Origin of the sequence: Prevotella bivia DSM 20514 (genome assembly GCF_000262545.1) — a bacterium.
Taxonomy (GTDB): domain Bacteria; phylum Bacteroidota; class Bacteroidia; order Bacteroidales; family Bacteroidaceae; genus Prevotella; species Prevotella bivia.
Genome location: NZ_JH660660.1, coordinates 609,171 through 622,788, shown reverse-complemented (window position 1 = coordinate 622,788; position 13,618 = coordinate 609,171). Strand labels below are relative to the sequence as shown.

Here is a 13,618-nt window from a genome sequence, read left to right as displayed (position 1 = left end):
GACAAAGTTATAAAAAATAAAGAATATGGAACGACAAGACATAGATGAAATGTACATGCGACGCTGTTTACAGTTGGCCACGAATGGGAAGCTTTTAGCAAAACCTAACCCTATGGTAGGAGCTGTTATCGTGTCGAATGAGGGTAGAATTATCGGTGAAGGTTATCATGTTCGTTGTGGCGAGGAGCATGCAGAAGTGAATGCTTTTGCTTCGGTGAGGAAAGAAGACGAATCTTTGTTGTCGGATAGTACTATTTACGTAAGTCTTGAGCCGTGTTCTCATTTTGGAAAAACACCACCTTGTGCCAATCTTATTATTAAAAAAGGTGTAAAGAGAGTGGTGTGTGGCTGTGTCGATCCCTTTTCGAAAGTGCAAGGGCGTGGTATTCAACGCATCAGAGAGGCAGGAATAGAGGTTACTGTTGGTGTGTTGGAAGCAGAATGTCTGGTCTTGAATAATCGCTTTATCACCTTTAATACGCAAGAGCGACCTTATATCATATTGAAGTGGGCACAAACAGAGAATGGATTTATGGGGGTAAAAGGAGGCGTGTTAAAGATTTCAACACCTTTTACTAAGATGCTTGTTCACAAATTGCGCTCTGAATGCGATGCTATTTTAGTGGGTAGGAATACTGAAGAACAGGAGTCTCCACAACTTAATGTGCGCGACTGGTCGGGAAGAAATCCGCAAAAAGTAGTGCTTTCATCCACTTTACCTACTGCTATTCATGATATTCCTTCTCTTTTGCAGCAACTCTACCATGATAAATGCCAAACTTTGATAGTCGAAGGTGGTGCGACAACGCTGGAAACTTTTATTCGATCAGGAATGTATGATGAGATAAGAGTAGAGGTTTCGCCCACAACGGTTAGAGAAGGTATCAAAGCTCCTCAACTTCCAAAGGATGTAAGTGTGATTAGAAAAGAATATTTTGGTAATGTTATAACCACCTATCAGCGTTTATAAAATGTAACCCCTTTGATAAACCTCTCTCTCTTTTAGCTATCTGTCATGGTTATGATGTATCTTTATAAGCGGAAAATGTGAAGTTATTATCTATTCTTTCAAAACAAAAGCTTCTATCTTGTTAGAGGGTAAATATTTACAATCCGTTTATTTAAAATTAGACATAATAGTAGTTTTAGGGAAGTTTAGAGGGAGAATTTCTACGCAATATTCTCTTTTTTATGGTTATATTTAGGTGTGAGCTTTCTATATGAAAGTTTTTTCTATAAAAGTTTTTTGGTTGGAATTATAATAAAACTGTGGGTATATAGAAAAGTTGTCAACTTATCGAATGCTTATTGTGTTATAAGATTGATAGTGCTAGCGCTCTAAGGGTAGGTTTGAAAGTATAAAAGTAGTGTTTGTTTTGTTCAAATCGAAAAAATAAAATTACGAAGCGAATATTTTCTAAAAAAGTCTTGCGATAATAATATTTTTTGTTTAGTTTTGCATCAGAGTAATTAAAGATATAAAACCTAACATAAAATAAATAACAATCTATTATGGCAGCAAAGTACATTTTGGCGCTAGATCAAGGTACTACCTCTTCTAGGGCAATCGTTTTTGATCATGCAGGGCAAATCTGTTCAGTGGCACAGCGTGAGTTTACCCAATATTTTCCAAAACCAGGATGGGTAGAACACAATCCTAACGAGATTTGGGCTTCTCAGGCTTCTGTTATTTCTGAAGCTATCTCTAACATTAATATCAATGGTTTGGATATCGCTGGCATTGGTATTACTAATCAGCGTGAGACTACGATAGTATGGGATGTTGATACAGAGGAGCCTATTTATAATGCTATTGTTTGGCAAGACCGCCGCACAGCAGAATACTGCGATGTATTAAAGGGGCAAGGACTTGTTGATCAAATCCGCAATAAGACAGGTTTGATAATTGATGCATACTTTAGCGGCACAAAGATTAAGTGGATTTTGGATAATGTTCCTGGTGCACGTGAACGTGCAGCACAAGGCAAGTTGCGTTTCGGTAATGTTGACTCTTGGTTAGTATGGAGATTGACACGTGGAGAAGTACACGTAACTGATGTTACTAATGCTTCACGTACTATGTTGTTTAATATTCACGATTTGAAGTGGGATGAAGATCTATTGAAGTTGCTTGATATACCAGTATCAATGATGCCTGAAGTAAAATCTAGTTCTGAAGTTTACGGACATACAAAGACTACCATATTTGCACACGAGGTACCTATCTCTGGTATCGCTGGTGACCAGCAGGCAGCTCTCTTCGGGCAGATGTGTATTGAGCCGGGTGCTATCAAGAATACATACGGTACAGGTTGTTTCGTTATGCTGAATACTGGTAACAAGCCTGTTGTATCAAAGAATAATTTGTTGACAACTATCGCATGGAAAATCGGCAAGGAAACGACTTACGCTCTCGAAGGCTCTATCTATGTAGGTGGTTCTGTTGTTCAATGGTTACGCGATGGTCTTGGCATCATCAAGAGTTCTTCTGAAATAGAGGATTTGGCTTCTACTGTTCAAGACAGTGCTGGTGTTTACTTTGTTCCTGCTTTAACAGGTTTGGCTGCTCCTTATTGGGATCAGTATGCACGTGGTACTATCGTAGGTATTACTCGTGGTACAACTGCTGCCCATATTGCTCGCGCAGCTTTGGATGGTATCGCTTTCCAAACACACGACATCGCTCTAGCTATGGCAAAGGATATGGAAGCTCCATTAAAGGAGTTGAAGGTGGACGGTGGTGCATCTCGCAACAACTTATTGATGCAATATCAAGCTAACTTACTAGGAATTAATGTTGTTCGTCCAAAGATTACAGAGACAACTGCTCTTGGTGCAGCTTATTTGGCTGGTCTTGCTGTAGGCTTTTGGAAAGATATTGACGAGGTTAAGACTCAATGGCAGGTAGAGCGTGTTTTCGAACCTACCCACGATAGCGAAGAAATTCAGCAGGCTAAGAAGGGCTGGGAAGATGCTATTAAGCGTACTATTCTCCCAAAATAATATTAGAAGTTGAGGGAGAGAAAAGATCTTTGTCTCCCTCTGCTTTCTCCTTTACAATCTAAATATTATTACGACTAACTTATTTTAATTTTATTCTTATGGAATATTCAATGACAACTCAGTTTATGATGGAACTGATTGGTACCCTTGTTCTCGTATTATTCGGAGATGGTGTTTGTGCATGTGTTACTTTGAATAAGAGCAAAGGTCAGAATGCAGGTTGGATAGTTATCACCATCGCATGGGGTCTTGCTGTTTGTATGGGTGTATTAGTTGCTGGACCTTATACCGGTGCTCATCTTAACCCTGCTGTTTCTATTGGTCTTGCTGTTGCAGGATTATTCCCTTGGGCTTCTGTTCCTGCTTATTGTGCAGCTCAGATGATCGGAGGTTTCCTTGGTGGATTGCTCGTTTACTTATTCTACAAGAATCATTACGATGCCCACGAAGACGAAGCTGCCAAGCTAGGTACTTTCTGTACAGCTCCTGCTATTCGTAATACTCCTATGAACCTTTTATCAGAGATTATCGCAACGATTATGTTGGTAATCATCATCATTAGCTTTGGCGTAAAGGGTAATACCTATAATCCTGACACACATGCCTTTGGTCTTGCTGCTTTAGGTCCTATCCCTGTAACACTTTTGATCATTGCCCTTGGTATGTCATTGGGTGGTACTACTGGTTACGCTATGAATCCTGCCCGCGATCTTTCACCACGTATTGCACATGCTGTATGTATGAAGGGCAGTAACGATTGGGGGTATTCTTGGGTGCCTGTTGTAGGTCCTATCATTGGTGGTGTTATCGCTGGTTTCTTAGGTATTTACCTCCGTGCATTATAATCGTTTTTAAAGAAAATAACTAAACAATTATTACAGCTATGAATAAAATATTTAGAAGTTTAGCATGCCTAAGTGCAATGCTTACACTATCACTTTCTGCAAATGCACAAGCTAAGTTGCATGTAGTATCTGGATTAGAAACTACTCATATTTGGCGTGGTTTGGAAGTTTCTAAAGGTTTGACCTTTGATAACGAAATAGCTATCTCGGATAAGAATAATCACTTCCGCTTCGGACTATGGGGTGGTATGCAGATCAACGGGAACTACAAAGAGTTCGATTATTATGTACAGTATTCTAACAATGGTTTCACTGCTTCTGTTTGGGATATCTATAATTTCTCTGATGGTATCTATAATAATGATAATCGTTATAAGATTTTCAACTATGACTGCCACGATACAGGTCACTTTATTGATGCAGGTATTAGCTATGATTTCTCGGCTATCGCTCCTAAGTTCCCATTGACATTGTCATGGAATACTGTGATTGCTGGTCGCGACCGTGGTGTAACAAACGATCATAACTTGTATTCTACCTACGTTCAGGCTGCATATAAGGTATATGAAGATGACAATTTCATCATCACACCATCTGTTGGTTGTAACTTTGCATTGAATCCCGAAAAGGATATTAAGGGTACTTTCTACGGAGATAAAAATTTTGGCGTGAATGATGTCCGTATTAACGCTACTTATAAGTTGAAGATAGCTAACCATCCTTTCCCTGTAACTACTACAGCTATGTGGAATCCAGAAGCTAACAAGGGTTACTTCTGTGTGTCAGTGAATCTACTGAATTTATAATCATATACTTTTTTAGATTTTTAGTTTATAAGCAAAGCCCTAGCGTTGAGAAACGGTAGGGTTATTTTTGTTTATAGGTAAAAATGGGCCTATAGGTCGCATATAATGCAATTCGGAATAGTAATTATGGCTCAGTAGAAATTTAGTGGGGGATATTTTCATAATTGTTTTATTTTTCTTTCCTTTGTATTATGGAAGAGAAATATCTTTATCAGTTAGCCGAGTTAGTTCTTCCCAGCGAAGTCCTTCGGTATTTTTCAATAGTTAGGATAGAAAAGGATTCTACCTTGTTTCGTATTTATTTAGATGAGAAGATGGAAACGGAACTTCTCGATGACCTCCACTTTGAATCAAAAGGTTTTATGGCAGTAGTTGATATAACGGACTTTCCTATTCGTGATCATAAAGTAATTCTTTCCTTTCGCCGTCGTCGCTGGGTTGATACTCGTACAGGTAAAAGCTTCTCCTTGCCCTTACCCATAGATCTTACTTCCTCTGGAACTCGTTATAGTAAAGAGTTCGGAGATTTTTTAAAAGAAACGTATGGAGACATCCCCCGTGACCTGCCGTACGCTTGAGGATTTTTATCATATAAATGGACATACTTTTGAGAAACAATACAAGGAAACTTTAAGTGGTTATAGGGGCTGGGAACAGTTATCCCATGCTGATAAATGGGTGTTGTTTCCTGAGAATATAGGTAAGTTTCTTGCCATTGACGAGGTAGCTCTCTCAAATGGTGAATTATATACCCTCGTTACTAATCGTGATAAACACGGTAAAGAAGGCTGTTTGGTAGCTATTGTAGCAGGTACAAAATCAGATGAAGTCTGTAAGATATTAGATAAAATAGATGAACAACAAAGAGAACAAGTAGAAGAAGTTACTTTAGATTTATCTGATACAATGCGTAAAATTGTACATCATTGTTTTCCTAAAGCTCAAAGAGTTATTGATAGATTTCATATCCAAAAGTTAGCCTGTGATGCAGTACAACAGATAAGAATAGATTATAGATGGGATGCAATACAGGAAGCCACTGATGATATGGAAAATGCTAAATTAGAGGGAAAAAATACGAACCATTTATTTATGAAAATGGAGATACGCGTAAAGAGTTATTGGCAAGGAGTAGGTATTTACTATTTAAGTCTGCTGATAAATGGACTACAACACAAAAACAGAGAGCTAGAATATTATTTAGAGAATACCCCAAACTCAAGATAGCGTATGGACTATGTCATTCGTTAAGGATGATTTTTGCTAAAAATACTATTAAAGATGCTGCAAGACTAAGCATGGCTAAGTGGTATAATAAGGTAGAAGAAGCTGGATTTCATTCCTTTAATGTGATTGCTGCAACATTCTATGAACATTATAATGATATACTCAATTTCTATAATAACAGAGCTTCAAATGCGGCAGCAGAATCGTTTAACTCAAAAATAAAATTATTCAGAGCCAATCTAAGAGGAGTTACGGATAAAAAATTCTTTATTTTTAGATTAAGTAAACTATATGGATATCCCCACTAAATTTCTACTGACCCGTAATTATGTTTGTTTCGTTGCTTAATTGACATAATAAACCCCGAAAGTTGTTATGTCCAACTTTCGGGGGTACATCAAATTAAAAGTTAGGGCTCTCAAAAATTTAGTTATGACACACCCTCTTTTTATTTTAATTCTTATCTATTCTGAAGTTTACTTCACTTCCTCAAAAGTATTCTATATTGATTACCAACAACTTATAATTGCATGGTACAAATAAGTCTCCTCAATTTGAGTACTATTGATTAGAAACAATCGTGGATGTTGTCATCTTGTACATCTTTTATCATTACTGAGCAACAGGAGTCACCGAATAAAGTTGTTCCACATCTTTAAGTGTTAATTTGTGAGTTTCTAACGCTTTTTCTATAAAATCCTCACTAACGCTTTTTAAATCATATTTGGAGAATTCGCCAATGAATCCCTTTATATTTTTTTTAAGTTTATCAAGCTCTTTAGAGGTGATAATGGATACTTCTTTTGTATAATTTGCTTTATTAGAAACTATATTAGTTTGATGAATATGAATATATTTGATATTTTTATCGGCACCATATTCTTGTTCAAACCACCCAATATGGTTATTCATTTGTCCTACCTCATCTTTTGATATATATTTTCTTGTATTTAAGACTTCATTTTTACACTCAAATCCTATGAAATCTAATCCATTTGGAAATATCCACAAATTATCAGGACCAACATTATATTGTTGATCAGGTCTTTGACTTATATAACCTAATAATCTACCTATTTCTTGGAGTGCAGCTTCAAATTTATTCGCTTTGCAACCAAAGCATAAATCAGCAAGGATTGAATCTATCTTTAGCTGTAAGTCTTCATATGTTTTAAATTTAGAAAGATAATTAGAGGTGAGTGTAATTGCTTTTTGATCGATGGGAGTAATTACTTGATAGTTATACTCTTGAGGTTTCAAGACATATGGATTTAAATCATGGGCTGCTTTCTGTAGCTTTTCAGAATCTATTTTACTTCTACGATAAACACATTTTGCCATTAATTGAAGATACCATCCTTTTTCTTGCTGATTATCTTTGAAATCTATGTCAATAAGATCTTGATATATTTTTTCTGCTGCAGTATAATTCGATTTTATACAAGATTGTTCTGCTCTAAATTCCTTTGTTATTATATTTATAAGAGGATGCGTCTCTTCTTTCAATACAATATTATTCATTGTCTCTTTGTAAAATTGTTTCCAATTTTCGTCACGATTAAGACACTGTTTTGTTACTTCAAAAAAGGCTTTTTTAGCTGTATTAATGTCTGTAACTTCATCTTTTACACTATTTGACACATCTTCTCCGATTCTAATCTGCATCAATGTTTGTGGAGAGAAAAAGTTTTGATTTACTGATGTTTTTATAAAACTAACCAAGTCTTCGCCAACTATAAGAATAACGCTATAGTCCTTTTCACTTCTTACACTTCTTCCAAGTCCTTGTTCTATTTTTTGTGCTATTTTTGTTGTAATAAGATTACTAAGCTCTCTACATTGTTGCTCATACTTGTCTGATAAATTCCCAAATGAGGGTAGGGAATCTAGTACAAGTATTCGACATTGATTATCAGCAAGGTCTATTCCATCATATCTATTTACGAATACAACAGTATGATTATATGGACCACCTCCCCGCAGATAGCTAATTTCTTCAGGAAGTTTACTTCCTATTGCAATTTTAGCTCCTCTCTTTGCATAATCATCCCCCCACCACAGAGAAGGAACTAAGGCTACTTTGCTAATACTCCCTTTCTCAGAAGGATTGCTAATTATCTCACGAATGAATTCTGAATTTAAGCTCTTATCAATTCTCGTTGGAAATAAGATCATTTTTTCTCCTGACCATTTCGTTAAAGAATTCGTTAATGGATGTATAACGGATTCTTCGTCCATCATCAAACCTTTTATAAAAAAGGAATCATCTTGAGTCGTTGCAGACATTAAGATACGTTGACCTGCTTTTGTGAAAGAAGTAAATCTATGAATTAAATTATAATCAGGTGTTATCTCTATGCCATAACCTGTAAAATAGGCAGTACAATCGCTCCATATATCTTTTAAAAGAGGATATACAAATTTAACCTCATCACAGTCTTGTTGTTGATTCATGTATTCAGCAACTTCATTTTGTTTGTCTATCCAGTCCCAATAAGGTACAGGCATAAGCTCATAAGAGCTTTCTGTATTCTTTATATCTAAATATGTACCTTCACCCTGCTTTCGCATAGATGCCTCAAATAAAGATAAAAAATGTTTATAAATATCAGATTGTCGATTGGCTTTAATAGAATAAGCACTACGAATAGAATCTATGCACGCATGAGAGTCATCAAGAACTATAGTTCCAATTTTTATACCATTATTATCTATTCCAAACTGTGTGCGTCCATTAAAGAGTCGCTGAACATATGTTATCAAGATTTCTTTGCTCTCCAAGAACTCGTCAGGAAGTTTTTCTCCCGGCTTATGAAGTTGATGTTTGATACCAAACTTTGTAGCATCATATGATGCTTGCAAGGCTAATTGTTTACTGGGGCAAACATACAGGCAAGGTCCCTTATCTGTATTCAATCTAGACTGTAAAAGTAAGAGTCCTATAAGAGTTTTTCCTTCTCCTGTATGAAGCTTTATAATTATATCACGTTTATCTTTATAATTAGTATACCAGTCGTTTAGTACAGATTCTTGAATAGTTCTTAAAGGACCAGCTGATGCTTGTCGATCTAAATTGGAATATATTTGTATAGGATTTGTTTCCTTTACAAATATTTTACTTTTGATTTTCTTTTTAAAATCTACCATAATATAAAAATAGTAATATCGTTTCTATACTGTTCGTATATTGTTCTTGTCTATAATTGTAAGCAATTCCTTTTGACATTCTACATAATTCCTAAGAAAATTTTGAGAAGCCATCCAGTAATCGTTGTAAGTTTTAGACATCATTCTGTGAATTTCTTTTTGAGTAGTTTTACAAGGAATTGGAACAAAGACAGAGTTCAAAAAAGCATCTTCTTGAACTCTCGCTCGCGAAGAAGATGAGCCTGTAGCAAGTCGTACGAGCTGTGATTTGACAAGATCAGACTGTAAGATAGTCGACAACACGTAATTGCTTATGATATCACTTTCCTGTAATAATTCTATTACATATGCCTCCTTTGATATAAGGACAGTGTCTATTTCTTTTGGAATAATAAACACACGATTCTTTCTCGGATTGATGCGACAATAAGCCAAATCACCCCCATGGGCGACATAGAATGAGCTGCCAATTTCGCCCCCTTTCAATTTTCTTATATTTGATATGGTTCCTGTATCTGGGGATACATCAGGAATTTCCAAATAGAAATAATCTTCATCTTTTTTAGGAGTTATAGACTTATTCCTAAACCTACATACTTTATCAAGTCTCTTTAAACTCGTAAATTTCTTATGCAGATTCTGAATATCGATGGTGTTAATGAGATAGCTAGAATCTATCCTATAATTTGTTATGTTATCTTGTTTAATCCAAGTACACTCACCACCATTATTCGTCATTCTAACATCGGAAAAAACATCCTCTGAAGCCCTTGAAAAGAAAACAAAATCATTCTTATTTATTTTTTTATATACAGATTTCCCAACCTCGTAACCAACCTCCTTAGCAGTTCCTAAGAATACGAAATCCGGTTTGTTGCTACCTTGTTGATTCTTTTTTCGTAAACCTAATATTGCTGTTTTTGAAACAGATTTACCAAAAGGAATAAAGGCTCCTTCAGGAAGACTTATTGATAATGTTATATAGCATTTTCCCAATAACCATTTTCTAAAATTCTGGTAGTAGGGTAAATTTAATAACCCTTCTGGAAGTACTATGTACATTTCACCACCAGCTTTAGCGTCTAAGGCACGAATACATTTTTCAACAAATAGAATATCAAGCTCTTGACTTTCCCTATTCTGTCCCATCTCATATTTATTAAGTATATCCTTAAATGTATATGGGATGGTAAAAGGTGGGTTTGTAAGTATGAGATTAAAAGTATCATTGGGCAATTTCTTATTGCTCAATGAATCTCCCTGATAGATATTGTTATATCCATCACCATGCATTATCAAATTGATTTTTGCTAGTACATGTAAATCCTCATCAGCCTCTCCACCCCACAAGCATTTATCAATTAGTTCATTGAATTTTAGCTTGCGGTCTAATTCAGAACACGGAGTGTCAATAATTTTTTGATTCACATAGAGAAATGACTGAATAAGAAAGCCACCAGAGCCACAAGCTGGGTCTAATATTTTATCTCCTATTTTAGGGTCTGCATATTTAACTATAAAATCAACTATTTCTCTCGGTGTAAAGTATTGGTCAAAATCTCCTCTAAGAGTTGACTTTAAGAAAATCTCATACACAGCTCCCTTTATATCATCACCTGTGCCTATAAAAGACCATGGCTCAAGTTCTTCTATAACTTTTAGTAAGCACCCATGATCAATAATCTTTAATGTCTCTGTTGAATTACTATAGATAGGGTATGCAACTAATGCTTCCTGGAATAGATTGATAAATTCGTCATATATGGTTACTTCTTCAGCCTTTGCCAACTTATCAAGAACCTCTTTTTGAAATCTATTTGTCTGCCCATTCTTGGCTCTCTTCTCTTCGTTCATTTTAACAAGAAGAATCTTGGTCATTTCTTTAAAAGATTGATCGGAGCGAATGAGCCCTCTTTTTTCAAGAAGGTCTTTACATTTTTTTATTATTTTATATAACTCATCTGAGTTGTTTAGAGTAAGCATCAGACTTTTAACCTCACGAATCTCTATCTGAGACAACATTTTTTTACGCGTACGAGAAATATCACGAATTATTTCACTACGTGTTGGAATTTCTGCTGATTTCTTACCTGTGTAGATATTTGTTGATATAATATCAATCCCATTAGTAACAATGGCATACAAAGCTGGAGGTGTTGAAACCAACTTTGCATAACTTATGCTTTGCAGTATTTCTTTATCATTCAAAGAAACATTAGGGGCTTTTACATCTATAACAATTTCGATATTGCCCCCTTCCTCTATTTCTATATCAGATTGGACGGTAATTTTCTTTGTCCCAGCTTGAACTGGCATTGCATTTTCAAATCTCATCTTTGAAGAATCAAAGCCAAGCAATGATAGATAGGGTAAAACGATATGTATTTTTACATCTTCTTCAGTCTTGATTTTAGCAGAGAAGTCTGTAATATTCTCAGAAATCCATTCCTTTAAATTCATATTGTGTAATGTATTATTTTATTCTTAAATTTTCACTTTTTTAAATGCCTCAAATTAATATTATAAACCCAAATCGGTCATTAGGATTGTCATTTTCGTGGTTATCATCGTAACTATTTGATAAGGAGTCATTTGTGAGTTGAATTTTCTAATGACCGCCATTAGAAATATAATTTTACAAACGACTCATCTTCACTGTATTACAGGTCTGATCACGGATTATAGCACTTCTAATGACCGATTTGGGATAAACAGAAAAGGTAATGTTAATCATTTTGTTCATAATAATATGAATAATCAATACCTTTCATGAACATTTCTCGGTCATGAATCTTGGTGGTGAGTGCAGGCTGTACCAAAGCCTTGATGTGTGTACTATCAGAAACACTCTCACGCATTGCCGATAGATATTCATTCTTGTCTATCTGACTCCAATCCACACACCGCTTGAGAGAACGCTTCAGCATGAGGTCGAGCCAAATGCGAGTGCTGCGACCATTACCCTCCATAAAAGGATGGGCTACGTTCATCTCTACATACTTATCCATAATCTCATAAAAGGTTGTTTCTGGCATTCGCTCTATTGTTTGCAGGGTTTCGGGGAAGTGCATACAGTTAGCAAAGGTGAAACCTCCTTTTGAAATATTCTTCGTGCGGATTTGCCCTGCAAAATCGTACAGTCCTCCAAAGAGATAAGCGTGTATCTGTTGCAGACACTTGATACTGCCAGGTTCCGCCGTTTGCAAGATGCCACTTTCAAAGAGTTGATATGCTTTCTTCTTGCTCTGTCCATCAATGGTATTATCGCTGTAAGTAAACCAATCAAGAAATCCCATTGCCTTGACATTGGGTATTGCTTTTGCCAACAAAACAACACCTTCGCCATCTAACATATCGGTTAATCGTTGTTTCCCATCAGGAGCTTGCAGCTTCAACTGGTTAGTGGCACTAACCAGTTCGTTCTTTTCTTTCTTCAACTTTGTTTTGAGATACTTCCAATAGTTTCTCGTCTTTTGGTAATCATCCTGCTCGTTAATCGCAGCAATGATGTCCAGTACTGAGAACCACCACTTATTGTGTGTGTCGTCCCATACGGCACGTACTTCACGGTCGTTGAAGAAGCGAATTGATTTCTTATGCTCTACCATAATAAAGTTACTCATCTGGGGTGTTAATCAATTCCTTTGGATTAACCTGTAAAATCTCTGCTATCTGAAATAGCAATTCTAGGCTTGGCTGTCGACGATTGCAAACGTAGGAGTTTACGATAGTGAAACTCTTACCGAGTTTCTCTGCAAGCCATGTTTGCTTAATCCCTTTCTCGATAAGCGCCTCTTTAATTCTATTAGTTGGACTTTCCATAAATATTATATGATTGTTTGCAAATATAGTAAATTTTCTTGCGTAAGAAATAAAAAAGAGGAGATATTTTCTCCTCCTTCAAAAGTCTTATATCTACAATTCTATTTGCTTTTCTTATTTTGTAGATCATTCTGCATTAGACTATCTGCTTTTGCTTTCAGTCCCACATTATAATCATCTGTATGCTTTTTGATTTTTTTAATTATTGCAACATTGCGATGAATGTCAAACACATCATTGAGCCATAGGATTTCCTTTGAGCTACATCCTCTCCATACTCTGATGATACGGAATTTCAAGGCATCATCCTTGTATTGCTGTTTACTTTGCCACAAGAAGTAATTGCCGACCAAAGAAACAAAACAAAGGACAGATACTGCTACCATATAAGTAAAAACTTTCGAGGACTTGAGGTCAAAACTGTGCCTGTGGATATGTTCCTGCGGTTGTGGATGCTCTTTCTGCTCTTGCCATTCGTGCAACATGGTCATGACGCTTACCACCAATTTGTCCATGGATTTAGCCTCCTCGTCCTTGATGCGTACTTGTACTCCAATATACTTGTTAATCACGTCTTTTGTACGCTGTTCATACTGATTGAGCAATTCCTGTTCTTTCTGCTCATCACTTTGTGCTAGTGTAGATTGAACAGGGAGGGAAACAGAACCGCTCTCCTTTTCTTTCAACTCCTTTAGTTCCCTGTAATTTGTCTCCAGTTTGTTTTTGATTTCCTCAAAGAGGACAAATGTATTGTTTGCCATAATTATA

Annotated in this window: 10 protein-coding genes and 1 pseudogene; 6 read left to right on the top strand and 5 right to left on the bottom strand. The window is 36.0% G+C overall.

Annotated features, from left to right (window positions below; translation table 11 throughout):
• The first annotated feature begins 25 nt into the window (after positions 1–25).
• From ribD to PREBIDRAFT_RS04950, 6 genes and pseudogenes are all read left to right on the top strand, one after another.
• Complete coding sequence (ribD, locus tag PREBIDRAFT_RS04980; RefSeq protein ID WP_004338125.1) at positions 26–970, top strand: bifunctional diaminohydroxyphosphoribosylaminopyrimidine deaminase/5-amino-6-(5-phosphoribosylamino)uracil reductase RibD; 945 nt, start codon at positions 26–28, stop codon at positions 968–970.
• A 542-nt stretch (positions 971–1,512) separates the two neighbouring features.
• Positions 1,513–3,003 (top strand): glycerol kinase GlpK, encoded by a 1,491-nt coding sequence (gene glpK, locus PREBIDRAFT_RS04970; RefSeq protein WP_004338123.1) that lies wholly within the window; start codon positions 1,513–1,515, stop codon positions 3,001–3,003.
• Between the two features lie 98 nt (positions 3,004–3,101).
• Positions 3,102–3,848, top strand: a complete 747-nt coding sequence (locus PREBIDRAFT_RS04965; protein ID WP_004339370.1) for an MIP/aquaporin family protein — start codon at positions 3,102–3,104, stop codon at positions 3,846–3,848.
• A 38-nt stretch (positions 3,849–3,886) separates the two neighbouring features.
• Positions 3,887–4,654: a hypothetical protein gene (locus tag PREBIDRAFT_RS04960; RefSeq protein WP_004338119.1), complete on the top strand. Its 768-nt coding sequence runs from the start codon at positions 3,887–3,889 to the stop codon at positions 4,652–4,654.
• Positions 4,655–4,845: 191 nt separating this feature from the next.
• Entirely contained in the window at positions 4,846–5,232 is a 387-nt protein-coding gene (locus PREBIDRAFT_RS04955) for an ISAon1 family transposase N-terminal region protein (protein ID WP_036875473.1), read from the top strand.
• Positions 5,198–6,189: pseudogene (locus PREBIDRAFT_RS04950) on the top strand (ISAon1 family transposase). Before PREBIDRAFT_RS04955 ends, PREBIDRAFT_RS04950 begins: the two are co-directional and overlap by 35 nt.
• 304 nt (positions 6,190–6,493) lie before the next feature.
• Here the strand turns inward: PREBIDRAFT_RS04950 and PREBIDRAFT_RS04945 are convergent.
• From PREBIDRAFT_RS04945 to PREBIDRAFT_RS04925, 5 genes are all read right to left on the bottom strand, one after another.
• Positions 6,494–9,028 carry a DEAD/DEAH box helicase gene (locus PREBIDRAFT_RS04945; protein WP_004338788.1) on the bottom strand — a complete coding sequence of 845 codons (2,535 nt, stop codon included), beginning with the start codon at positions 9,026–9,028 and terminating at the stop codon, positions 6,494–6,496.
• Positions 9,029–9,052: 24 nt separating this feature from the next.
• Entirely contained in the window at positions 9,053–11,488 is a 2,436-nt protein-coding gene (locus PREBIDRAFT_RS04940) for an N-6 DNA methylase (protein WP_004338790.1), read from the bottom strand.
• A gap of 266 nt (positions 11,489–11,754) precedes the next feature.
• A complete protein-coding gene (gene fic / locus PREBIDRAFT_RS04935; RefSeq protein WP_004338792.1) occupies positions 11,755–12,651 on the bottom strand; it encodes a protein adenylyltransferase Fic in 897 nt (298 codons plus the stop codon).
• The gene (locus PREBIDRAFT_RS04930) at positions 12,644–12,850 is read right to left on the bottom strand and encodes a helix-turn-helix domain-containing protein (RefSeq protein WP_004338793.1); all 207 of its coding nucleotides are present in this window, start codon (positions 12,848–12,850) and stop codon (positions 12,644–12,646) included. Before PREBIDRAFT_RS04930 ends, fic begins: the two co-directional genes overlap by 8 nt.
• 101 nt (positions 12,851–12,951) lie before the next feature.
• The gene (locus PREBIDRAFT_RS04925) at positions 12,952–13,614 is read right to left on the bottom strand and encodes a hypothetical protein (protein WP_155114420.1); all 663 of its coding nucleotides are present in this window, start codon (positions 13,612–13,614) and stop codon (positions 12,952–12,954) included.
• Positions 13,615–13,618: the final 4 nt, after the last annotated feature.

What these genes read in the sequence shown, in the direction of transcription:
- ribD (WP_004338125.1), top strand. Translation starts at nt 26, where the DNA reads ATGGAACGACAAGACATAGATGAAATGTACATGCGACGCTGTTTACAG.
- glpK (WP_004338123.1), top strand. Translation starts at nt 1,513, where the DNA reads ATGGCAGCAAAGTACATTTTGGCGCTAGATCAAGGTACTACCTCTTCT.
- PREBIDRAFT_RS04965 (WP_004339370.1), top strand. Translation starts at nt 3,102, where the DNA reads ATGGAATATTCAATGACAACTCAGTTTATGATGGAACTGATTGGTACC.
- PREBIDRAFT_RS04960 (WP_004338119.1), top strand. Translation starts at nt 3,887, where the DNA reads ATGAATAAAATATTTAGAAGTTTAGCATGCCTAAGTGCAATGCTTACA.
- PREBIDRAFT_RS04955 (WP_036875473.1), top strand. Translation starts at nt 4,846, where the DNA reads ATGGAAGAGAAATATCTTTATCAGTTAGCCGAGTTAGTTCTTCCCAGC.
- PREBIDRAFT_RS04945 (WP_004338788.1), bottom strand. Translation starts at nt 9,028, where the DNA reads ATGGTAGATTTTAAAAAGAAAATCAAAAGTAAAATATTTGTAAAGGAA.
- PREBIDRAFT_RS04940 (WP_004338790.1), bottom strand. Translation starts at nt 11,488, where the DNA reads ATGAATTTAAAGGAATGGATTTCTGAGAATATTACAGACTTCTCTGCT.
- fic (WP_004338792.1), bottom strand. Translation starts at nt 12,651, where the DNA reads ATGAGTAACTTTATTATGGTAGAGCATAAGAAATCAATTCGCTTCTTC.
- PREBIDRAFT_RS04930 (WP_004338793.1), bottom strand. Translation starts at nt 12,850, where the DNA reads ATGGAAAGTCCAACTAATAGAATTAAAGAGGCGCTTATCGAGAAAGGG.